The organism is Gluconobacter kanchanaburiensis NBRC 103587 (assembly GCF_007988905.1).
Classification (GTDB): Bacteria; Pseudomonadota; Alphaproteobacteria; order Acetobacterales; family Acetobacteraceae; genus Gluconobacter; species Gluconobacter kanchanaburiensis.
Genome location: NZ_BJVA01000025.1, coordinates 1 through 21,180 on the forward strand (window position 1 = coordinate 1; position 21,180 = coordinate 21,180).

The following is a 21,180-nucleotide window of genomic DNA, read 5'->3' on the forward strand; positions in this document are numbered from 1 at the left end:
AGACCTCAAAATCCACAGTCCGGGAAAACGCTTCGAGCTGGTCGCCAAGACCGCTTAACCGAGTAAGCCACTCTTCAACGTCAAAAAATCCCGCCTGTTTCACATCGCCATTCCTCCAATCAGAACCGGAAAAATGGAATTACAGCGTAGGTCTCAATACCAAGAGGTTTTTAGAACCCTCCATGTCTACTTTTAGGCAACCACTAAAAACGCTCAAATGACCGATATGTAGGCGGGAACCGACTGGCAGCTCCTTTATTCACTCACCCGAGCCTCATGACTTTCCCATGGCGGGATTATTCCGATGGTCGTGCGCAGCGCTGCTATGACAACGCGCAAACGGGCCGACGGCTGGGCCAGTGCGCGTAGCAGCCAGATACCATCACAGTGAGTGTTCCACGCTTCGCCCGTCAAACAAATACGCGTGAGAGTACCTGCGTTAATATCCGGCCCAACCACCCAATCTGGCAGTAGGGCAATTCCCATACCTGAACGTGTTGCCAATCTCATAGCCTCGAAATCGTCACACCGGAAAACCGGCTTGATGTCGCCTCCGTCGATAAGACGCTGCCCCAGAATATCTGCCCAACCTAACAGATCATTGCCATGCAGTTTGTCGACCAGCCTGTGCTGACGCAGTTGCTCCAGAGTTTTGGGTTCGCCGTAACGATCAAGATAATGCTGGCTGGCAACAAGGAGGCGCTTCTGTTCGGCCAATTTAGTTGCAATCAAAGTGCTGTCGGCTAATTGCCCGATCCGGATCACCGCATCCAGCCGCTCAAGCACAGGATCAGCGAGACGCTCTGTCAGATCCAGCTCGATGTGCAGATCGGGATGCTTCAGGAGCACACTCTCAAGTGCCGGAATGACATAGCGTTTACCGAAAGTTGGAAAGCACGCAATCCGCACGGTTCCCGTCACGGCACCGTCGAACGCAGCGACTTCTGCATGGACGTCTGCCAGTTGATCCAGCAGTGGCTGAGCACGTTCAAGCATACGCTCACCTGCATCTGTCAACGCAAGCGCCCGGGTAGAGCGGGTCAGAAGCGGAACCCCCACGGAATATTCCAATGCGTCGATCTGGCGAACGATCGCTGAAGGTGTTTGTCCCCGCCTCCGCGCGGCAGCAGAAAAACTTCCCTGGCGGACCACATCGACGAAAACGCCAAGATGTTCGGCAAAGCGGGGGTCTTTCATCCAACAGGCCCATTTTTGCTAATTCGGCAAAAGTGCTCGCTCAAATCTATGCGTTATCATAGCTCTTCTGTCGAGGCATCCCTTGGGCACAGACGCGGCACAACGCCGCATCGTATAAAAGGGAAATGGGACATGAAAATTCTGGATCTAATCCTGTCGCAGTCAGCCTATTCGCATGAGATCGATGTGCCGTTCGCTCAGGTCGACATAGCAGATTGGCTGTTCACTGTGTCGGAGGCCGAGTATCTTCGCTGCTGTGAACCGGATCATATTGCTGCGGGTATCACGACCACTGATGACGGTCGGCGGATGTCGATCAATGTTGAAATGGTCGGAACGGGCCTGGTCGTGCAGCATTACGTCGCGGATGAAGCAACGCCCAGCTATTGCCGTATGAACTCGATCTCGGACGTCTTTACGGCCAACGGTCACACGAAGGTCAACGTTCTGTGGGAACTGATCGCGGAAGACGCCGGAAATGGCCGGACCCGTTACACGAACCGTGTTACAGCGCGCCCGACTGACAATTTCATGGCGTTTATTGAAGCAAACGAGATTGCATTCGAGGCTGCTGCAGCGGCCCGCCAGGCAGCTGGCAGCGATCATAATCGTCGGGAAACACCACTGTTCGCCGAGAGTATTGCACGTCGCGCCCTGTCTCGTCAGGAGAGCGTACAATGAGGGCCGTTCACTACGCCGATTTCGGCCCTGCGGATGTGCTACGTGTCGAGGAGGTTCAGTTTCCGGTTTTGAGACCAAATGATCTGATCGTTCGAGTTCATGCAGCAGGCGTCAACCGGGCCGATATTCTGCAACGCAACGGCTTTTACGCAGGCCAGCATTTTGGTGAAAGCCATCTGCTGGGCCTCGAACTGGCAGGAGAGGTCAGGGCAGTAGGCAGTGATGTCACAGGGTTCGAGACAGGCGACCGAGTCATGGCGATCGTGGGCGGCGGCGCTTATGCAGACGCTGCACGGGTGGATCAGGCTATGGCTGTGAAGATTCCAGATTCTCTGACGTGGATCGAAGGAGGAGCAATCATGGAATCATTCGTGACAGCGGTCGAGGTGTTGCACCATCTGGCGAACATCAAGTCTGGTCAGACGGTCCTGATCCATGCAGCGGCAGGTGGTATTGGCTCTGCCTGCGTTCAGTTGGCTGCTGCACTCGGAGCCCGGGTTATTGCAACCACAAGCGCTGTGCGTGCTCCAGATGTTCACGAATTGGGGGCGGACGTGGTTCTGGATCGCCAGCCTGAACTGTGGGAGGCCGGCGTCAAGGTGGCAACAGAAGGTAAAGGCGTCGATGCCGTCATCGATTTTGTCGGCGGCAGCTATCTGGCACCCAGCCTACAAAGCTTACGTGAAGGCGGGACGCTTGTGCAGGTCGGTGTGCTCAGTGAGGATGCCGACGTGGTGATCCCTTTGAACCTCGTCCTGCATAATCACCTACGCTTACTGGGAACGGTGATGAAGTCACGCACCGTCGCAGAAAAACGCGACATGATAGAGCGCTTCAAGGAGATTGCTCTCCCGCTCTTTGCAAACGGTACGCTCAGGCCAGTGGTCTATGCGACCGTCCCTTTACAGTATGCCGGCGAGGCCCACCGCATGATGGAAGCCGGCGGAGGGGTTGGGAAAATTGTTCTCACATGCGACTAGCTGATATCTTCCCTGAGCACCGACGGCGGATATATTAGAGGCTTCGCGGGAAAGCGGACTGTCTGTTTCAGGCAATAGAGATTTACTCGATCATGAAGCCGCGGGACCCGAAGCCAGCCCATCGGGTAGTGTCATTGAGAGCCGAGATCATCAAGGCTCCTCATGCCAGAACCCGAGGCTATGACGCAGACAAGAAGATCGTTGGTCGTAAGCGCCATATTGCGGCTGATACAGAGGGCCGAATGCTTCTGGAAGCCATCCGCAAACGCTGGCCGTGGATGAAGCATCTCTTCGCGGATGGAGCTTATGGCCGCCTTCAGTTGATGGATATGCAGATTTTTTCGACTTCACGCTCGAGGTTATTTGCTGCGTAGACACCGTAAAGTGTTTGAAATCCTGCCGCGACGCTGGATCATTGAACGGACATTCGGCTGGATGATCCGATGACGCCGACCTGTGAAGGATTACGCAGCGTATCTGAAACTGCGACATATACCTCAAGTTAACCATGCACTCGCGCAATGAACGATAGCAGTGCAGGCACAACACGTTCCGGCATTTCGGTATGTGGATAGTGCCCGGCACCGTCGATCATCAGGCTATCTGCATGAAGCTGGGTGGCGAGCCATTGTGCCTCGGCTTCGGCATCTGGAAAATCTGGATCACGGCTGCCCATCACCACAAGGGCGGGAACCCGGCTGCGAGGTATCAGAGCAGCAGTATCTGCCTTTGATAGACCGATCATTGTTCGGAGTGCTGCTATCCGTCCCGGTTCGCGTAGGTTTTTCATGATGGCAGCTTTAACTCGCCCCTGATCCACCGGCTTGCGGGTCGGAAACAGGCTGTTCCAATAAGTGACCCAGAACCAGATTCGCCAAGGCCCCGCGAAGCCAAGCTGCAAGGCAAGCATTGCAAACCAGGATACATGCAGGTCTCGCACGATAGGGCCAAGCAGAACTACTCCACGTACGTGCATCGGCGCGTCGTGTGCAGCCCATAGCGCGGCTCCGGCGGCGAACGAGTTACCCAGGATAACTGCGGATCCGGCCTGTAAATGCTCAATCAACGTCAGCGCATCGCACCCGACAGCATGGGCCGAATAGTCGGGCCATTGCGCTGAAGTCTCACCAAAGCCGCGAACATCCATGGTCACTACTCGATAACCCGCATTCTGCAGGATTGGTCGCAATAGTCGGTATTCGGACCGCAGATCACCCATGCCAGGGATCGCAAGGATTAGTGGGCCATCTCCGCCTGTGTCGTCGTAAGCGATGTGACCACCATCGACTGTCAGGAAACGGGTCTCCGAGGTGAATAATTCACCTGCTTTTGTGCGATGGCTACGGTCATGACTGGTCACAGAAACGCAGGATATCGATTTGATTGGCATGAGATTTTTCCAGGCATGGGTGATTTGTTCATACCCTAAGCTATGGAACCCTAAACATTAATTGCTTAATAATGCACATTTAGCATACGATAATGTATGGATAATCACATCCCAGACTGGCACTTATTTCGGGCGTTTCTTGCAGTCGTGCGCGAAGGCAGCCTGTCAGGTGCTGCCCGCATGCTCGCCACCACGCAGCCTACGATGGGTCGTCAAGTCGCAGCACTTGAAGCATCACTCGGCGTCAAGCTTTTTACGCGCTCGATTGATGGTCTGTCACCGACGGAAGCGGGTTTGCGGTTAATCCCTTCGGCCGAGGCAATGGCTGCAGCCGCGGAGACGGCATGGCGCTCGACTTCTGGTAAGGCCGATGAGGCGCGAGGAACTGTACGTATCACTGCGAGTGAAATGATTGGAGGCGAAGTTCTTCCTTTGCTCCTCACCGGATTTCACTCACTCTATCCCCAAATCTCGGTAGAGCTCGTCCTTTCGAACCGTAATGAGGACTTGTTGCGCGGCGATGCGGATATTGCCGTCCGAATGGTCCGACCTAGTCAAGCTGCTCTGCTAGCCAAGCGAATTGGAAATATTGACGCAGGACTTTACGCTCACCAGCATTACCTCAAAGAGCATCCGATGTCTCTACGACCTGCGACAACATGCATTGATCGGATATGACCGGAATTTTGCCCACTCTCGGATGATAGAAAGGATGGGAGTACCTCTTACCCGCGAAATGTTTGCCTTCCGCTCGGATAGTGATCTCGCACAGCTGGCAGCATTACGTGCTGGGTTCGGTATTGGTGCAAGCCAATTAGGGATTGCAAGGCGAGACAGAAATCTCGTTCCCATTCTTCATACCGAACTACTTTTCTCTATGGATGTTTGGGTTGCGATTCATCCCGACATGCGCAGCGACCGTCGAATTCGATTGATATTCGATTATCTGGTGGACAAGTTGATGCGCTATGCGAAGACTAGCCGTCATGAAACGTGAAAGCATCAAAGGCAGCTTGATGTTTTGGTGATTGTTCCGAGCATAGACCTCGCCTCATGCAATTTCCGGTTGGACTTGCGTGATATCAGGCCTGTGTTTGGGTCGTCGTAATCGCCGCCCACAAAGCGGGTTGAATAACGTCGCCGCCAGTCACGCGGATTGAGCATAATACTCGGCGGCCAGAGGCCCCTGTGTATCGTCATATTGCGCCCTGCTTCGCGTCATGGGGGCGATTACAAAACGATTGGGCAGGGTGGCCCGGCTCAGGGTAATCGGCTGCCAGATATCTGTCATAATCCTCTGTTTCTTGTTCGGCATCACGTGCTTTCAGCAACGCCGATGCTTGATGGAAAGACCCGCTAAGGCAACGGTTTGATCCCGTCCCACAGCAGGGTGATCACGTCAGCAACATGACGCGCGTCTGCTGCCTTGTCGGAGTCCTGTTCACCGCAGATGCTGTTTGAAAAGGCCCGGTTATGCAGAACCCCGAGAAGCGTGGACGCAAGAACCTGTGCATCGCATTGTGCCAGCTTCTTCTGATCCTGCGCTCGTCCGATCCATTCAGTCAGGGCGCGGAAGGCACGCGCTGGAGCCGATTTCTCCGGATCTTCCCCGGAGCACAGGGCCTCGGTGGGGATACCACTGGCCTGAAGCACCGTAAATCCGGCATGCAGATCTTCGAAAAACGCTGCAATCGTACAGGCGATCTCGACAATCTGTTCCCGGATCGGTCGATGATCGGGGCCGGCTTCAAGTGCTTCAATCCAGTGGATGTCCTTCGGTGCGCCCAAAGCTGCCAGCATGAGACCCTGCTTCGACCCGAAGCGGTTGAAGAGAGTTGTATGACTGACACCGATTTCCCGTGCGATGTCCGCAGCCGAGAGGCTTCCACCGCGTTCCAGAAAGCAGCGACGAGCAATGGCTATGATGTGTTCGTCCGAGACTTCTTTGGGGCGTCCGATTTTCATTCCTGATTCCGACTTGACGATTCACCTCATCATCATATCTTTCTGTCTAGAAAGAAAGTAAGAGGTATCCAAACTATGAAACGCGATCTTAGCCTGAAATGGCATAATGTGGATCCAGGCTCTCTGCGAGGCAGAAGAGCCATCGTCGTCGGGGGAACAGGCGGGGTGGGGCGTGCCGTGAGTCAGGCCCTTGCTGCGCGTGGTGCGCAGGTGACTGTCGTTGGACAGACATTCCGCGACGCCGATATTGCCAATATCTCCTTCGTACAGGCCGATCTCAGCCTGCTGAAGGATGCGGAGCGGGTTGCGCGGGAACTTCCAGTGGAACAGGCGGACCTTCTGGTTTTTACAACGGGTATCTTCGCCGCGCCCAAACGTCAGGTGACGGCCGAGGGGATCGAGCGCGACATGGCGGTTAGCTATTTGAACCGGTTGGTGATGCTCCGCAACCTGGCACCTCGTCTGGGTACACAACGGATCGACGGGTCACTGCATGCGCGCGTGTTCATCATGGGGTACCCCGGCACAGGCCAGCTTGGTACGCCAGACGATCTGAATTCTGAACGGGCTTACAAAGTAATGGCGGCTCATATGAACACTGTCGCTGGTAATGAGGCGCTGGTTGTTGAGTTTGCACATCGTTACCCTACTCTGGGAGTCTTTGGTCTGAATCCTGGTCTGATCAAATCGGGCATCCGCAGCAATCTGATGGGGGCGGACAGTCTCAAGCACCGGATCATGGAATGGCTGATTGGCAAGCTGGCCCCGACCGCTGACGACTACGCGGCGCGCATTCTACCTCTGCTGGTCTCTCCCGACCTGGATCAGCGTAGCGGGGCATTCTTTAATCGTAAGGCGCAGGCTATTCTCCCGTCCGAAGGCATGAATGAGATTTATGCCAAGCGTTATATTGCTGCTTCTGAAGCATTGGCTGCCAAGGCTGGCGTTAGCTTGAGCGACTAATCGACTACGGCGAGGCCATTTCGATCAAAGAAAATCATAAACAGGCGTCATAACGAGAGGTTTTCGAACCCTTCATATAATCCAATAAATGATCGGATAGTCGCTAGAATCTAGGCGTCAGCAATCTTCTTTGCTGGATTCGGAGAGCTAACGTCGTAGGCGCCTGTGGACCAATCAGATGTTTCCGCAACAGTTATCATCAAGACAATGGTGTGTCCTGCCACTCGTCTCCCACAAGTTCCGGGGTTTCAAACTGCTCCAGATTGCGAAAGTGAATATCGCAATCTTCGGTGAAAAAATGACTTACAATTCCCTTCACCAGCCGATCTGCCCCGTCACTGATGGCCGGAATGTCTCCACTAACTTTGCCATGAGACAGAGTTGCCGGGAAACAGAAGCAGTGGATATTTCGTAAATCAGGACAGATAACCTCAGCTTTTGGCTGGAACTCGAACGCCGGCCCAAGATCTGGTGAATTGGCCAACTCGCTGTTAATGATACCATTGCAGCGGTTATCCGGATCAGGGACGAAACGATCTTTCCAGAAACGTATCCGGTCAGAGAAAACCTGAAGTTCAGGTCGCTTTGCCAGATCAACATTAAAGCCTGTCGCGGCAATGATGAAGTCTGTTGTAAGCGCACCGCGTGACGTTATGAGTTCGAGAACATCTCCATCCATAGCGATTTCTTCGATCTGGCAGTTTAGATGGAAGAAGGCATTCGGGTGCTGCGACACACGCAGGACGCTTGGACGCGGGGGAGGCGTCTGGGCCGAGAGTGTTGCATCCAGAAAACGCCATTTCCATTCGTCGGGTAAGTTGACGAACCCCTGCACAACACCCTGACTTCCAATGCCGGTAAACTTGTTGATCCTTGGTATGTCTCCCCGCCTGATCAAAACATCGACCCGCGCGGCCCCTTGCTCGAGCGCAGTTGCTGCGTTGTCCATCGCCGAGGCCCCTGCCCCGATCACGACAACCCTCTTGCCTTTGAGGGCCGCAAAATCGATCATGTCGGCCGAATGCGCCCGAAACTGCTCGGGAAGTGTTCGGATCACGTCCGGCATATAGGCTCCACCAAGGCCGTCACGCCCCGTCGCCAGGACAACCTTACGCGTCAGCACCTCTTCCGGCTTGCCATTACGCAGAATGTTCAGCCTAAGCAGACCATGATCCGCAGTATCGATTTTCTGGACAAAGACCTCGTTTTCGACCGGAAGTTCAAGTATGTTGCGGAACCAAACGAGATATTCCATCCACATGGTTCTCGGGATCAGTCCGAGCGTCTCCCATGCCTGCACGCCGAAACGATGCTCGTACCAGGCTCGGAATGTCAGGACGGGTATCCCAAGGCATGGTCCTGTCAGCGTCTTGGGAGATCGCAGAGTGTCCATTCGGGCATAGGTGACCCATGGTCCTTCCTTATCCTTTGACGCCATATCGTAAACAACATGATTCAGCACTCCATAGCGCTTGAGCGTTCCGGAAGCTGTCAGACCCGCCATACCTCCCCCGATGACGATGACATCATGGACTTTCCTGCTCTGATACTTCCGCTCTGGTACCCAGGATCTGGCCGGGAATTCAAGCCATTTCAGTTCTTCACGAACACGCCGGTTCAGAGTTTCGATACCATTCATCGTATCTGTAACGTTATTCATGGGGAGCTTGATCTCTCAGATTCAAGAACGAAGCGCGGGATCATACCCGCATAATGCCTCTTCGATAATTTCAGATGAGGCCCGACCATGCAGTCTGAAGCCCGACAACCGTTGGGTCGCAATAGTTTTCAGGGCTTCTGAAAGCGCTGCGAGGCCTGGAGAAAGAATATGGCCGCCCGGCTTGATCACACCGAAAAAAAAAGGAATCCGCTCCGCGAGTGGACGGACTGTCATACCCTTGATCGACATCCCGGACGCTGTGGCGGGATCAACAATGGCCACACCCAGTCCTGCATTTGCCATGGAGAGCGCGGTCACACTGGCTGTTGATTCGAAAATTCTGCGGGGTCTGACATTTTCAGCCATGAAAGCGGCATCGATGCGTCCCCTCAGGCGAGAACGATCGGCAATTGTTACGATATCCCGGTCTTTGAACTGCCGCAGGCTGATTGTGTCCTGCTTAACCAGCGGATCGTTTTCCTGAAGTGCCACCATACAGCACGCTTCTCCAATCCAAAGGACATCCACTTCCGGATGATCCACTGGGAAACTCGTAATACCCAACCCGGCCCGTCGAGCCACCACGGACAGGGTCACCTGTGCGGCTGGAACGGACTGAAGATGAACATGTTCTGGCAGTAAATCTGGAGGAAGACAGGCAAGGGCTGCAGGCAACACCCCATTAGCCATAGCGGGAATGGCACTCAGTTCGAATGGCGCGGCAATCTCGTTCCGGATGTCATTGACACGTTTTACAAGCAACGAGCATCCAGTCAGGAAACGGTCGACTTCAGCGTGAAAGATACCGCCCTGTTCCGAAAGGACGATTCTGGGACCGTTCCGGTGGAACAGCACAAATCCAACGGTTTCTTCCAAATCCTGAATGAGTCGCGTCATGGCCGGCTGGGACCGCCCCAGCTGCCGCGCTGCTGCCGTTAGACTTCCCGCGGATACGACCGCACAAAATGCTTCAAGCTGCCTGATATTGAGACATTCCAGTTCCATAACGTCAATCATAGAAGGGATTTTTATATCCCCACAAGCTACAATGCAGAATAGTGATGAAAATTCGTTGCTATTCATTATCGGCATGATAGGCTGATCCAAACGCTGAACAGGAATCTTGAGGGGCAGGCTTCTACAATGGGTATTCTGGAGCTTTTGAGGGGGGCAGCGGCAAACTGCTCGGCCGAGGATTTCCTCGCCCAGCGTGGCACCTTGCTTGAAATGAGCTGTGCAGCAAACGACGCCGTTGTTACTCCCAGAAACCCGGGGCGGCTTTCATACGCGCTGCGACTGGCCATCGCTGCGCGTATCTCAGGGCAGTGCAAGGTGGACACGCTGAGGCAGATCTATCTGGAACGTCTGGCAGGTCTTCCTGAGTCAGACGAATGGAACGCTGTTGCCGACACGTCTGCACAGCCACGTATGGATATATTCACTGCCGCCATAGTTGCTTACTCTGATCTGGTCACGCTGCGTCCCGCCGAGGCTACCCGCAAGGATATCGTGATCTTACAGAAGTCGGGACTGGAAGACGCCGATATTGTTCAGGTCGCCGAACTTGTTGCTTGCATCAATTACCTCACGCGCCTGGTTCCCGGCCTCCGCGCTCTGGAGACTGCATCATGAGCCGTCCGGTTCACAATTTCACCACTGCAACACTGGACTGGCTGCCCTATATCCGCCCTGTCAGACTGGAAGACGCCACGCCCGAACAACTGGACGCCATGAAAGTTACGCCGTCCAACCGCAAAATTTCCGATTATGTGCTGACCCTCGCACATGACCCTGAAAGCCTTGCCGTCCGCTCTCCACTCTTCAATGCCATCATGTACGGACGGGACGGTTTGTCACGCGCAGGTCGCGAAATGGGTGCCATTGCGACCTCCATTCATAATCACTGCATCTACTGCACGTCCGTTCATGCTGCCCGTTTTTTACAGTTGACCGGACGCGAGGATCTGATTCAGGAAATTTTCGCGGAGGGTGAGGAAGCTGCGCTGGACGATTACTGGCAGCCCGTATTTGACTTCTCTCTCAAGCTGACTCGCACACCGGGAGAGATCTCTCCCACGGATATCGAAATACTCCGCACCGGAGGCTTGACGGATATGGAGATTTTCGACCTCGTCTGTTCAGTCGCAATTTTCGGCTGGGCCAATAGGCTCATGCACACACTGGGTGAAGCGATTACTCCCTGACGGTCACATGGCCCGAAGCATCACTCCCCAAGATAAGGTGGCATAGTGCATGTCTGAAACACGACGGAATTTCAGAGCCGTCATTGGCGCAATCGGGGGGAATGCCCTCGAATGGTACGATTTTGCAATATTCTCTTATATGATCCCGCTCATTGGTGATCTTTTCTTCGCGGATTCCAGCCATCGGGGAGCGGGAGGTCTGTTGCTGAGCACGGCTCTGTTCGCGGTCGGCTTCGTTAGCCGCCCGATTGGTGGTATTGTCTTGGGATATTACGGCGACCGTCGCGGACGTCAGGCTTCAATGCTGCTCGGAATGGGAATCATGGCGATTGCCGTCGCCATGATGACGTGTGCACCTACCTACCAGCAGGCGGGCCCTGTAGGTGCGATCATGATTGCACTTGCCAGATTGCTTCAGGGCTTTTCCGTAGGCGGCGAATTCGCGACTTCCACGACTTTTCTTGTGGAAATGGCACCTGCAGGACGCCGCGGTTTTTTCGGCTCCTGGCAGATCACGGGCCAGATCATTGCACAGGTTCTGGGAGGAACCGTGGGCTATGTGATGAGTACATTTTTTTCCACAGCCACCATTCATGCCTATGCCTGGAGGCTACCATTCGCGCTGGGTCTGTTGATCGTGCCTGTCGTTCTGCTGATCCGTCTGTCGGCCGCCCGAGGCGCAGCCATGCGTCCCCGCACGCCACCCGCTGCATCGTCGTTCTACCGAAGTTTTGGAGCACAGTGGCGTCAGATCGCCGCAGGTATGGGTCTTGTGACGGCCAGTACGGTCTCGTTCTATATCATTTACGGCTACGTCGTAACCTATGCCTCACGTGTGCTGCACCTCTCCGTAACCCACGCCTATCTGGTCCAAATGTCGGCGGCTGCATCAATGCTGCTCGTCGTCCCCTTCAGCGGCTATCTTTCGGACCGTATCGAAAAGCGCTGGATTATCCTCGCGGCCCTTGCTTCCTATCTTGCGCTGATCTGGCCTCTCTACAGCTGGCTTCTGAGCGCGCCGTCAATTGAACGCCTTGTTGTCCTGCAAGTCACACTCTCTGTCGCCAGCGGTATGTTTCTGGGTGCCTATGTTACCCTGATCACCGAAATCCTTACTCCCCAGACACGCACAACGATGCTGGCCATCGTGAACAATGCTGTAGTGATGGTCGTCGGAGGGGGCTCCCAGTTCATCGTCACATGGCTCATCACCGTGACCGGACGCGCCATGGCTCCTGCCTTTTTCGTCATGGCGGGTGTTTTGATCGGCGTCATTGCAGCATGTGCACTGCTCACAAGTCCTTCGCTACGTCGTCCTAGCGTCGCCTCCTAACTACGGCCATTTCCCCACTGCGCATGCCTGCGCGCATCGGAACAGAATGAGACTGACCATGAAGACAAAACATATGGTTGCGGGACTGCTGTTCGGTCTCGATTTCGGCACGAATGCCTTTGTGGACAGTGCCCGGGCCGCCGATCCGGCGCCCCTGCCGTCTCATTCTCGGAAAACATCCGCCAAGGCCGCACAGGTATCCGCGCTGTCCCAGTCCAAATCCTCGAGCGAATCAATCAGTGTCATCGGGGCGCAGGCCAGCGCCATGTCCGCCCTGTCGAACATGACGCCGCGCCACAGCACGACCAACGTGGAAGTCGTGACGGCAAAACAGCTTCTGGCTACCGGCCAGACCAGCGTCCTCGCAGCTCTGGCCCAGACTGTCCCTGCCGTGAATTCTCCGCCCGCCGGGGGAATTGGGTCCAATAATGTCGCGCGCATCATGATCCTGCGAAACCTCGGACCTGATGAGACCCTGATCCTGGTCAATGGCAAACGGCGACATGTCGGCGCGAATTTTAACTACAATACCGGCCCCGCTACCGGCTCCGAGCCTGCCGATATCAGCCTGATCCCGCTTAGCGCCGTCGATCATGTCGAAATCATCACCGAAGGTGCTACGGCCCTGTACGGACAGGATGCAATCGGCGGTGCGGTCAACATCGTTCTGAAAACCGGCGCACATCACGGCTCCGTCACCCTTCAAGACAGCGGATATTACGCAGGCGACGGTGTCGGAATCGACGGCTATGGCGACTACGGGGTCGCGCTGGGCCATAACGGCGGCTACATGGACTTCGCGGCTCAGGTGACACACCAGCAGCCTACCAACCGCTCCGGCCTGAACACGACGCAGAAATATTTCTCCCTTCCCAACGGGCAGCGAGACCCGCGTGAATCCATCATTGGCAACGATGTGAACCGTATTCAGGGCCTCAGCCGTTCAATGCTCGAGACCTTCAGTGCCAACGGCTCTATCCCACTGAGCAATGATGTCGAGCTGTATAATACGACGACCTACAGCCACCGGGATGTCGACGCACCAGGTTTTTTTCGCACATCCAATAACGATTCCAACGTCCGTGCCATTTTCCCTAACGGATTTTCTCCTCATCTGACGGCAGAAGAAAACGATTTCCAGGTCAATGGCGGCCTGCGCGGCAAAAACCTTCTGGGTTGGAGTTGGGATCTTTATACGACCTATGGTCGCGATCAGCTCCGCTTTGGTGCTTATGACACCATCAGTCCAACTTACGGTCTCGATAGCCAGACCAAATTCTATAACGGAACAGATATTTCCTCCGAACTGACATCCGGCTTCAAGGCCTCTCGTCACTATAACCTTGGATTTCTTCCCAAACCTCTAGGGGTAGAATTCGGGGGCGAGTACCGACATGACACGTTCCAGATGACGCAAGGTGATACCCAGTCCTGGGGCAATGGTGGTGTGCCCATTCTTGATGGTCCGGACAAAGGTCAACTCGCTTCTCCCGGCGCTTCTGCCTATGCTGGAACCCCACCCTCAGCCGCAGGCAATCATTATCGTGATATCTTCGACGGCCACGTTAATTTTGACGCCTGGGCGACCAAGAAGTGGGAATGGACTGCTGGAGGCCATGCGGTAAATTATTCGGATACCATTACGGCCTATACCGGTTCTGTCGGCACACGTTATAATTTTAGCAAACGATGGGCGGTCAGAGGCAATATTAATAGCGGATATCGTCCTCCGAGTCTTGGTGGCCTTTATTACAGCACCATCTCTTCCACTCCGAGCTACACAACAGCTTACGAGGCATCTAACAGTGCGGTCACACGGTTGCTGGGCGGTGAAGGACGTAAAGGGGAATATTCGCGAAGCTACAGCATTGGAATTGATGCGACCCCTGTCGACAATTTCCATCTCACTGCAAACCTGTACAGAATTGGTATCAACGACCGTCTTGAAAGCACGTCCAATTTCGGCGGAACCGCCATCGAAAGCCTCCTTCAGGAGCAGGGAATTTCTGGCGTACGCTTCGTCCAGTACTATACCAACCCAGTCGATACCGTCACGAATGGGGGTGACATCAATGCCACCTATCTCTGGCACCTGCCGCAAGGCCATAGTCTGGAATTCGGCGTTTACGTGAATATCGCTGATACCGAAATATCACGCTACCGCAAGACTCCGGCTATTCTCGCGGCTTATGGCCAATCCTATTATAACCAGTTCTCACAGAACGATCTTCTGCGCACATCGCCCAAAAACCGGGAGACACTGTCTCTCACGTGGCACAAAGGCCGCTATACCGTCAGTGTGCAGGAACTACGCTATGGCAGCGTCATCTTCATTGTCAGCCCGACACAAGCTTCCTCCTTATGGACGCATGTCCGTCCACAGTGGAACACCAACATCAACCTCGATGTCGCCCTTACCAAAAAATGGCATGTTTCGGTGGGAGCCAACAACCTGTTCGACAAGTATCCTACACAGGTCAATCCTGCTGCAGCTGCTCCAACAGGCTCCTATCGTTACGCCACCTATTCCCCATCTGGTTTTATGGGAGGCTACTACTACGCCAAAGCCTCATTCAACTTTTGAAATGGAACAATTTCAGAAGCGTTGATTGATGCGCATAATGCCTGCGTTTAGATTTTTCTACATGAAGGTTCTCAGGTCTGACTTCCACTCTGCATTCTCAAGAGAGGGGAGGTTTCAAGGAAATCCATAGTTTCATGACTGCTCTATGACCCCATTTAATTCGACGTAGATGTTCAAGATCTCGCTTATCCAGGCCTGGATAACCTGCCTGAAGAGTGAGCGGAGTGCCTAATTAACGGCCGCCGGTTTGAACCTCTCCGAGAATTAATTGGACTATTTCATATACCCCACACGCCATGTCCGCTTCGGGGAAGCATAAGCCTGCACTTTCGCGTCTCAGATGAGGTTATAGAGGTCATCAAAGATGGGCTTATTGTGCTATCTTTCCGAGGATTGACGGGGGAGGCATCTCCCCCTTGCCATCTGTTCGATGCACCTCTTTGGATAGCCATTGAGCACTTCTGGCTCCTGCTTAACTCTAGCTTTTTCCAGGCTCAGGCGCCATTGATATGAATGACTTGTATTGGCTAACGGGCGGACAGATGGAGCGTCTGCAGCCCTTTTCCCCGAAGAGCCACGGCAAGCCTCGCGTTGATGGCCGCCGTGGGCTGAGCGGGATCATCTTTGTGCACCGCAATGGCCTGCGTTGGCGGGATGTGCCCCGGGAGTACGGTCCACACAAGACACTCTGGAAGCGCTGGGACGACATGGGCATTTTCATGCGAATGATGGACGGTCTGGCTGCCGGAAAGGCAGAGCCGGAGACAATCATGATTGATACGACGTATCTCAAGGTGCACCGCACGGCTTCGAGCCTGCGGCTAAAAAAGGGGATCGAGGTCGTCTGATCGGACGGACAAAAGGGAACATGAACACGAAGCAGCTGCATCGAAATCATGTTCGGCCGTCTCAAGGACCGGCGGCGGGTCGCGACACGCTATGACAGATGCCCGAACGTCTTCTCTACAGTCACCTGCCGCGCTGTAACCATCATCTTCTGGCTATGAGTCCTGAGCTTAACGACGCGTCCACCATCTGCACTGGAGCTGCCTGTTCCCGATGAGCGAGAACAGGCAAAACGGCTGTTTTTCATGCACGTCATGACACGCTGGCCATCTTGGTCGATAAGGACAGCTGTCGGAACCTTCTGAATGAATACGCACGGGCAGCAGAATAAAAGCGGCGTAAAATCATCTTGGACTGATATGCGGACCATCAGCCCACCCGACAGGCGGCAGAGCAGCGGATGGAGCGACTGCGCGATGTGTGGCAACCGCCCGCCTCGGTATCACAGGAGACCAAAGCCTCCATCACAGCGCATAAACGAGAGGTGACTTGCCAGCAGCATTTAAAGCGCTGGAACAGGATCGAAGCCGAGGGGAGATTGTGCCCCATCCGCTGCCAAACTTTCAAAGGCTCTCTGGTTCGCTCTCCCCGTAGGCAGAGGTGTTCTATGGATGGAAGCTTGCCCGCTGTGCATCGGAACGCTCCCGCAATGCCTCATACAACTGTATAGGGCCAAGCAGAACGTCTTTGAGGCCATCGCGCATCCATCATTTTTAAGTAATATTTCAGAAAGTCACACCAGTTTTCACTCCAAGCACAGTAATCATATTTTTCTGAGTGTACCCGCCAGGATCTACCCAAAACTGAACATTGGGCTCGAAATAAAGCCATTTTGTTGCTTGAAACGTATAATCCGTTTCAATCGCAAATTCCGAATTACGTCTCGGCCCTTTTTTGCCGTCCTGATACCAATATAAAGTCGCCAGTCGGGAATTAACGTGGTTGGTTCCGAACGCGAGTGTGACAGCATCATTCTTTCGGCTGGGAAGCCCAAGATAACGGAGGCTTGCGGTTACCTGAGACGAAACAGGCCCTGTTTCCTTATCCACCATTGTCAATGTGACGTAAGCTGTGAGGCCTTGTGTAACAACAGCATCTTCTCCTGGTTTCTCCGTGAACGTGCCCGTCAATTGCTGCTGAAACCACAGATATCCACCATGGCTTCCACTCCTATGAAGCATTGACATCCCCGCCAGAGTTGCAGGCCTTCCATCATTTGCCAACAGAACGTCCGGAGCCGCCGCAGTATTGATCCATCCCCCAATGCGATACGCGCCCGGATAACCATGCGAGCCAATATGAACGCGTACACCCGTCTCAAATGGGAGCAGAACGCCAGGTAAAGGTGAAGTTAAAAGATGCCCCTTTCCAATGAAGGAGTTTTTCGGCATTCACATCAAGTCCAGAAGTGATCTGATTTGTCTGTGCGGCAGTTCGACGTTTCCCACCACTGACATTGCCAGCAGTTTCGTTCGTCCAACTTGCCCCCAGCTCGCCCCCTTTTCTACGCAGATATGTCCTTGCACCACCCCATTCTCCTGTCATTGTGGAAAGGGAGTTTGGACCGATATCAAGCAGAGAATAGCTTGCATCGTCGCTTTCATTGCCATTTGTTGGCTCTGCGGCCATGGCTTCACCAAATATACCGACAGACAAAACAACACAGCCCAACAACGCTCGGGAAACGCTGAAGCGGTCCATGAAATTACCTCTACATTTTGGGTAAACGCACAAAATTACGCTGATATTTGGAGCTTATATATTCCAAATAATATTGGATTGAATTTAATACCTATTCAGATCCGGAAAGAGAACTTCCCAGACCCTATTAAAGAGTATTTATTCCGACTATACTATGGGAGAGTGTAAGCCATCACATAGTCACCACGGTTTGCATTGGTGCCGGTACGCGTAGCACCGCCAACGACAACCACAACATACTGCTTGCCGTCCTGACCAATGTAGGACATCGGAGCTCCCTGCCCGCCAACCGGAAGCCGGTCACGCCACAGTTCCTTGCCTGTGTCGTTGTCCAAAGCACGGACATAATAGTCCAGAGTGCCATGAAAGAAGGTTAGGCCACCCTTGGTAACAAGCGGTCCACCCATCGTTGGCATGCCTAGTGGAATGCGAACACCCGGGACAATACCGTGGACAGGAGCATCCTGGATGCTACCCATCGGAACCTGCCATTTGGTCTTTCCTGTCGTCAGGTCAATCGCTGTCATGCTGCCGAAAGGCGGTTTGAAGCATGGAACGCCCAGAGGCGACACAAACATTGAGCGCTCAACACCCCACGGAGTACCGATCTGCTCTGAGTATTCACCCTCAGCGCTCGGCTTCAAACCAATGCGCTTGGCTTCATCCTGCTTGATGAAACGGCCCCACTGCGCCATACGAATATCGTTGACAATCAGCGTTCCGGTCGAAGCGTCGATTGCGCCACCGCCCCAGTTGGAACCACCGTAATAGCTCGGATAGATCAGAGTACGCTGCTTGTCTGAGAGAGGAGTGAACTCGCCCTTCCAGCGCATCTGTTTGAACTGGATCCGGCAATACAGTTGGTCAAGGATCGTACCGCCCCACATATCAGATTCCTTGAACGGCGTTGTGCCGATCGAAATCGCGGAGAAAGGCTGTGTTGGAGAGATACGCATGCCGGGCATACCGTCCGTTGGAACCTTACGATATTCCACCGGGACAACTGGCTTACCATCACGACGGTCCAGCACGAAGACTTCACCACGCTTGGTCAACTGAATAATGACCGGCGTCGTAGTGCCATCTTTGCCTGGGAGGTCGTAGAGGATAGGCTGAGACGTCACGTCATAGTCAAACTGGTCGTTATTAGCCGTCCGGAAATGCCAATGCTCTTTGCCGGTCTTGATCTCAACCGCGACGATGGCGTCCGTGTATTCATCCGAATATGGGAAACGATCACCGTTCCAGAAATCTGGCGTCTGGTTGCCCGTTGGAAAATAAGCCAAGCCCAGCTTGGGATCGTAAGCTGCCGTGCCCCAGAAGTTCGGAGTTTGCGGAGCATAATGCTCGCCGGGAGGCAGCGGTTTGCTGTCCTTGGCGCCGCGGGAAGCATCCCAGGCCCACAGAAGCTTGCCTGTGCGAACGTCATAGCCACGGACAACGCCAGAGGGTTCGCCAACAGAAATGTTATCGTTGATCTTGCCGCCAACCATAATGACGCCATCGGCGACCAACGGTGCAGAGGTCAAATAATACGATCCATTTTCTGGAGCGTCTGTCAGACCTTCAAGAAGGTTAACAAAACCATGATCGCCAAAATCTTCGCATGGTTTACCTGTCTCGGCATCTACTTCGAAAAGGCGAGCATCATTGGTATTGGAGACAATCCGCTTACGGCATGCAGCCGATAGAGTTGCAGCGTCCTGCGGAGGAGCTGCCTGATCCGTTCCCGTCTGATCCACAGCAGGTTGAGCATCTTCAGGCGGAAGCGTGGAAGTATCAGCATATCCAACGCCACGGCAACGCTTCCATCCTCGATTGCTGTCAGTGATTCGCAGCTTAGGATCAAAGCGCCACCGCTCCTTACCGGTGACCGGATCAATTGCAATCACCTTATTGAGCGGTGTGCAAAGATACATCGTGTTATCGATCTTGATAGGCGTAACCTGGTATTCTGATCCATCAATAGCGAGATCACCCGTGTGGTAAGTCCAGGCCAGCCTCAGATCTTTGACGTTGGATTTATTGATCTGATCGAATTGAGCGAAACGATTACCCGCAGTACTACGTCCATAAGCAGGCCAATCATCCCCACTGTCTTGCCCTGCCTGTGCCTGAATGACCGGAGCAGGCCCGGAAGACTCAGCCACAATGGTCGGATGTGGGAAAAACATTCCGACAATAAACGCACCGAGTGAGCCAAGCAGAGCGATACCCAGACTGTTTGTAGCTACGCGCGGAAGTGCCGGGCGGCCGTCTTGACGCGATAGTCGACGTGCAAGGGCCGTGACAATCAGCGCAATAATAATGAACGCCAGAAGGCGGGGCACGAGCTGCCAGAAATCAAACCCGACCTCCCATAGTGCCCAGAGCACACTGACGGCGAGCAGTGCAAGTGCTGTATAAAGAGCGAATGCAGCACGTTTATAAAGACCAAAACTAATGGCAATAATGGCCACGCCTGCTAGTAAATAGAATGGTGATCCTCCGAGAAAGAGCAACCAAAGGCCGCCAAAAACCAATGTCAAACCTAGAGCTACGCCTAACAACTCAACAACCCAAAAGGCTGCTATTTCCAAGGTGCTGCGCATCAGGAACTTCTCCCACCCCGTTATGCACGGGATCAACGACAATAAATTTTCTTACGGTCCGGTCTAGAAACACCCCATTGGACATGTTTGATCTTCAGGGCGTGGAAACGACCATGGATAACAAACATTTTCGCGAGTTATTCCCCGAAAAAGCGGGTACGATAGGTGTGATTCTTAACCATTCAGTGGTCATTATCTGTATCACTCACCGGGTTAATATCAATCAATTCCTGTCCCAAAACAGGGGCCGTTAAATCACAGTGTGGAGAGCAATCCTTGAAAATCGATGAAAACAGCATGCAAAGCGTGAGCCGTGTCGCGGCAATCCTTCGAGTTCTCTCAAGCTCTCACGTAAGTTTGGGGTATATTGCAAAAAGAACAGACCTACCCCGATCGACTGTTCAACGACTTGTCAACGCTCTTGCGGCTGAAGAATTGGTAGAAGTCACCAATGACGGTGTGTCGTTGTCTTGGGGAATCATGCGACTAGCGGAGGCAGCGCAGTCCAGCTTGCTCGACAAGTTCAGAAGTGCAATCGAGACCATGTTTCAAGAAACACATGAAACTGTCGACTTCAGTACGGTGTACGGAAAAGAAGTAACATTTATTGAAAAAATTCATTCCGATCAAGAAATTCGCGTTGTACCAAAATCCGGACGCCCAATGCCTTTACATGCGATGTCAAACGGAAAAGCCATGCTATCTATGATGTCAAAATCTGAAATACAGTCTCTTCTAGGTTCACAACCGCTCAAGATGACGCCACACACAAAAACTAACGTGAAAGATATTCTTAATGAAATTGAGACCGTGAAGGCGACAGGATACGCTTATGATTTTGAAGAACATAGTGAAGGAGTGTGCTGTATAGCATCTCCTATCGTTATCCCTGGACACAGACCATACGCAATATCAATTACTGTTCCTTTTTTTCGATTTAAAAAAAATATTCCATTATTTCAAGAGTCCCTCAATAGATGCAAAAATAAAATAGAACTTTTTTAAAGATAATTAGGCAGAATCCCGGCGGATGGATCGAAGAGCTGTTGGTTGATACGATTTTATCCTAAGCTCAGGGTTCATCG

The 21,180-nt window shown here is 53.4% G+C and carries 19 protein-coding genes and 3 pseudogenes; 12 read left to right on the plus strand and 10 right to left on the minus strand.

Annotated features, from left to right (window positions below):
* Both GKA01_RS14100 and GKA01_RS12925 read right to left on the minus strand, forming a co-directional pair.
* Window positions 1-103: pseudogene (locus tag GKA01_RS14100) on the minus strand (IS5/IS1182 family transposase); the annotation flags it as partial.
* Window positions 104-255: 152 nt separating this feature from the next.
* Window positions 256-1,197 (minus strand): LysR family transcriptional regulator, encoded by a 942-nt coding sequence (locus tag GKA01_RS12925; protein WP_146863906.1) that lies wholly within the window; start codon window positions 1,195-1,197, stop codon window positions 256-258.
* Window positions 1,198-1,329: 132 nt separating this feature from the next.
* Between GKA01_RS12925 and GKA01_RS12930 the strand changes: the two genes are divergently transcribed.
* The 3 genes and pseudogenes from GKA01_RS12930 to GKA01_RS12940 all read left to right on the plus strand — a co-directional run.
* Window positions 1,330-1,878 carry a hypothetical protein gene (locus GKA01_RS12930; RefSeq protein ID WP_146863909.1) on the plus strand — a complete coding sequence of 183 codons (549 nt, stop codon included), beginning with the start codon at window positions 1,330-1,332 and terminating at the stop codon, window positions 1,876-1,878.
* Window positions 1,875-2,858 carry an NAD(P)H-quinone oxidoreductase gene (locus tag GKA01_RS12935; RefSeq protein ID WP_146863912.1) on the plus strand — a complete coding sequence of 328 codons (984 nt, stop codon included), beginning with the start codon at window positions 1,875-1,877 and terminating at the stop codon, window positions 2,856-2,858. The genes GKA01_RS12930 and GKA01_RS12935 overlap by 4 nt, the downstream gene beginning before the upstream one ends.
* A gap of 82 nt (window positions 2,859-2,940) precedes the next feature.
* Window positions 2,941-3,302, plus strand: a pseudogene (locus GKA01_RS12940) (transposase); the annotation flags it as partial.
* Window positions 3,303-3,360: 58 nt separating this feature from the next.
* Here GKA01_RS12940 and GKA01_RS12945 read toward each other — a convergent pair.
* Window positions 3,361-4,218, minus strand: a complete 858-nt coding sequence (locus tag GKA01_RS12945) for an alpha/beta fold hydrolase (RefSeq protein ID WP_244289218.1) — start codon at window positions 4,216-4,218, stop codon at window positions 3,361-3,363.
* Window positions 4,219-4,428: 210 nt separating this feature from the next.
* Between GKA01_RS12945 and GKA01_RS14015 the strand changes: the two genes are divergently transcribed.
* Together GKA01_RS14015 and GKA01_RS14020 are read left to right on the plus strand one after the other, a co-directional pair.
* Window positions 4,429-4,926, plus strand: coding sequence for a LysR family transcriptional regulator (locus GKA01_RS14015; protein ID WP_264789760.1), 498 nt, complete (start codon window positions 4,429-4,431; stop codon window positions 4,924-4,926).
* Between the two features lie 22 nt (window positions 4,927-4,948).
* Window positions 4,949-5,245 carry a hypothetical protein gene (locus tag GKA01_RS14020; protein ID WP_264789766.1) on the plus strand — a complete coding sequence of 99 codons (297 nt, stop codon included), beginning with the start codon at window positions 4,949-4,951 and terminating at the stop codon, window positions 5,243-5,245.
* A 150-nt stretch (window positions 5,246-5,395) separates the two neighbouring features.
* Here GKA01_RS14020 and GKA01_RS12955 read toward each other — a convergent pair whose 3' ends face one another.
* Both GKA01_RS12955 and GKA01_RS12960 read right to left on the minus strand, forming a co-directional pair.
* Complete coding sequence (locus GKA01_RS12955) at window positions 5,396-5,539, minus strand: oxidoreductase (protein ID WP_146863918.1); 144 nt, start codon at window positions 5,537-5,539, stop codon at window positions 5,396-5,398.
* A 65-nt stretch (window positions 5,540-5,604) separates the two neighbouring features.
* The gene (locus GKA01_RS12960; protein ID WP_146863921.1) at window positions 5,605-6,213 is read right to left on the minus strand and encodes a TetR/AcrR family transcriptional regulator; all 609 of its coding nucleotides are present in this window, start codon (window positions 6,211-6,213) and stop codon (window positions 5,605-5,607) included.
* Between the two features lie 75 nt (window positions 6,214-6,288).
* Here GKA01_RS12960 and GKA01_RS12965 point away from each other — a divergent pair, with 75 nt between their 5' ends.
* Window positions 6,289-7,176, plus strand: a complete 888-nt coding sequence (locus GKA01_RS12965; RefSeq protein WP_146863924.1) for an SDR family NAD(P)-dependent oxidoreductase — start codon at window positions 6,289-6,291, stop codon at window positions 7,174-7,176.
* Between the two features lie 199 nt (window positions 7,177-7,375).
* Here GKA01_RS12965 and GKA01_RS12970 read toward each other — a convergent pair whose 3' ends face one another.
* Both GKA01_RS12970 and GKA01_RS12975 read right to left on the minus strand, forming a co-directional pair.
* Window positions 7,376-8,836 (minus strand): NAD(P)-binding domain-containing protein, encoded by a 1,461-nt coding sequence (locus GKA01_RS12970; RefSeq protein WP_146863927.1) that lies wholly within the window; start codon window positions 8,834-8,836, stop codon window positions 7,376-7,378.
* 21 nt (window positions 8,837-8,857) lie between these two features.
* Window positions 8,858-9,853: a LysR family transcriptional regulator gene (locus tag GKA01_RS12975; RefSeq protein WP_167506383.1), complete on the minus strand. Its 996-nt coding sequence runs from the start codon at window positions 9,851-9,853 to the stop codon at window positions 8,858-8,860.
* A 126-nt stretch (window positions 9,854-9,979) separates the two neighbouring features.
* On the opposite strand from GKA01_RS12975, the gene GKA01_RS12980 reads away from it, so the two are divergent.
* From GKA01_RS12980 to GKA01_RS13000, 5 genes and pseudogenes are all read left to right on the plus strand, one after another.
* Window positions 9,980-10,468 carry a CMD domain protein gene (locus tag GKA01_RS12980; protein ID WP_146863933.1) on the plus strand — a complete coding sequence of 163 codons (489 nt, stop codon included), beginning with the start codon at window positions 9,980-9,982 and terminating at the stop codon, window positions 10,466-10,468.
* Window positions 10,465-11,040 (plus strand): peroxidase-related enzyme, encoded by a 576-nt coding sequence (locus GKA01_RS12985; protein ID WP_146863935.1) that lies wholly within the window; start codon window positions 10,465-10,467, stop codon window positions 11,038-11,040. The genes GKA01_RS12980 and GKA01_RS12985 overlap by 4 nt, the downstream gene beginning before the upstream one ends.
* Before the next feature lie 49 nt (window positions 11,041-11,089).
* Complete coding sequence (locus GKA01_RS12990; RefSeq protein WP_146863938.1) at window positions 11,090-12,373, plus strand: MFS transporter; 1,284 nt, start codon at window positions 11,090-11,092, stop codon at window positions 12,371-12,373.
* A 58-nt stretch (window positions 12,374-12,431) separates the two neighbouring features.
* The gene (locus GKA01_RS12995) at window positions 12,432-14,957 is read left to right on the plus strand and encodes a TonB-dependent receptor plug domain-containing protein (protein ID WP_228120076.1); all 2,526 of its coding nucleotides are present in this window, start codon (window positions 12,432-12,434) and stop codon (window positions 14,955-14,957) included.
* 509 nt (window positions 14,958-15,466) lie between these two features.
* Window positions 15,467-15,964: pseudogene (locus GKA01_RS13000) on the plus strand (transposase).
* Window positions 15,965-16,528: 564 nt separating this feature from the next.
* Here the strand turns inward: GKA01_RS13000 and GKA01_RS13005 are convergent.
* The 3 genes from GKA01_RS13005 to GKA01_RS13010 form a co-directional block, all read right to left on the minus strand.
* Window positions 16,529-17,194: a carbohydrate porin gene (locus tag GKA01_RS13005; protein WP_228120077.1), complete on the minus strand. Its 666-nt coding sequence runs from the start codon at window positions 17,192-17,194 to the stop codon at window positions 16,529-16,531.
* A complete protein-coding gene (locus GKA01_RS13905; protein ID WP_228120078.1) occupies window positions 17,121-17,504 on the minus strand; it encodes a hypothetical protein in 384 nt (127 codons plus the stop codon). The genes GKA01_RS13005 and GKA01_RS13905 overlap by 74 nt, the downstream gene beginning before the upstream one ends.
* A gap of 152 nt (window positions 17,505-17,656) precedes the next feature.
* Entirely contained in the window at window positions 17,657-20,095 is a 2,439-nt protein-coding gene (locus GKA01_RS13010) for a membrane-bound PQQ-dependent dehydrogenase, glucose/quinate/shikimate family (protein ID WP_146863941.1), read from the minus strand.
* A gap of 276 nt (window positions 20,096-20,371) precedes the next feature.
* On the opposite strand from GKA01_RS13010, the gene GKA01_RS13015 reads away from it, so the two are divergent.
* Window positions 20,372-21,100, plus strand: coding sequence for an IclR family transcriptional regulator (locus GKA01_RS13015; RefSeq protein WP_146863944.1), 729 nt, complete (start codon window positions 20,372-20,374; stop codon window positions 21,098-21,100).
* Window positions 21,101-21,180: the final 80 nt, after the last annotated feature.

What these genes read in the sequence shown, in the direction of transcription:
- GKA01_RS12925 (WP_146863906.1), bottom strand. Translation starts at nt 1,197, where the DNA reads ATGAAAGACCCCCGCTTTGCCGAACATCTTGGCGTTTTCGTCGATGTG.
- GKA01_RS12930 (WP_146863909.1), top strand. Translation starts at nt 1,330, where the DNA reads ATGAAAATTCTGGATCTAATCCTGTCGCAGTCAGCCTATTCGCATGAG.
- GKA01_RS12935 (WP_146863912.1), top strand. Translation starts at nt 1,875, where the DNA reads ATGAGGGCCGTTCACTACGCCGATTTCGGCCCTGCGGATGTGCTACGT.
- GKA01_RS14015 (WP_264789760.1), top strand. Translation starts at nt 4,429, where the DNA reads ATGCTCGCCACCACGCAGCCTACGATGGGTCGTCAAGTCGCAGCACTT.
- GKA01_RS14020 (WP_264789766.1), top strand. Translation starts at nt 4,949, where the DNA reads ATGATAGAAAGGATGGGAGTACCTCTTACCCGCGAAATGTTTGCCTTC.
- GKA01_RS12955 (WP_146863918.1), bottom strand. Translation starts at nt 5,539, where the DNA reads ATGACAGATATCTGGCAGCCGATTACCCTGAGCCGGGCCACCCTGCCC.
- GKA01_RS12960 (WP_146863921.1), bottom strand. Translation starts at nt 6,213, where the DNA reads ATGAAAATCGGACGCCCCAAAGAAGTCTCGGACGAACACATCATAGCC.
- GKA01_RS12965 (WP_146863924.1), top strand. Translation starts at nt 6,289, where the DNA reads ATGAAACGCGATCTTAGCCTGAAATGGCATAATGTGGATCCAGGCTCT.
- GKA01_RS12970 (WP_146863927.1), bottom strand. Translation starts at nt 8,836, where the DNA reads ATGAATAACGTTACAGATACGATGAATGGTATCGAAACTCTGAACCGG.
- GKA01_RS12975 (WP_167506383.1), bottom strand. Translation starts at nt 9,853, where the DNA reads ATGATTGACGTTATGGAACTGGAATGTCTCAATATCAGGCAGCTTGAA.
- GKA01_RS12980 (WP_146863933.1), top strand. Translation starts at nt 9,980, where the DNA reads ATGGGTATTCTGGAGCTTTTGAGGGGGGCAGCGGCAAACTGCTCGGCC.
- GKA01_RS12985 (WP_146863935.1), top strand. Translation starts at nt 10,465, where the DNA reads ATGAGCCGTCCGGTTCACAATTTCACCACTGCAACACTGGACTGGCTG.
- GKA01_RS12990 (WP_146863938.1), top strand. Translation starts at nt 11,090, where the DNA reads ATGTCTGAAACACGACGGAATTTCAGAGCCGTCATTGGCGCAATCGGG.
- GKA01_RS12995 (WP_228120076.1), top strand. Translation starts at nt 12,432, where the DNA reads ATGAAGACAAAACATATGGTTGCGGGACTGCTGTTCGGTCTCGATTTC.
- GKA01_RS13005 (WP_228120077.1), bottom strand. Translation starts at nt 17,194, where the DNA reads ATGCCGAAAAACTCCTTCATTGGAAAGGGGCATCTTTTAACTTCACCT.
- GKA01_RS13905 (WP_228120078.1), bottom strand. Translation starts at nt 17,504, where the DNA reads ATGGACCGCTTCAGCGTTTCCCGAGCGTTGTTGGGCTGTGTTGTTTTG.
- GKA01_RS13010 (WP_146863941.1), bottom strand. Translation starts at nt 20,095, where the DNA reads ATGCGCAGCACCTTGGAAATAGCAGCCTTTTGGGTTGTTGAGTTGTTA.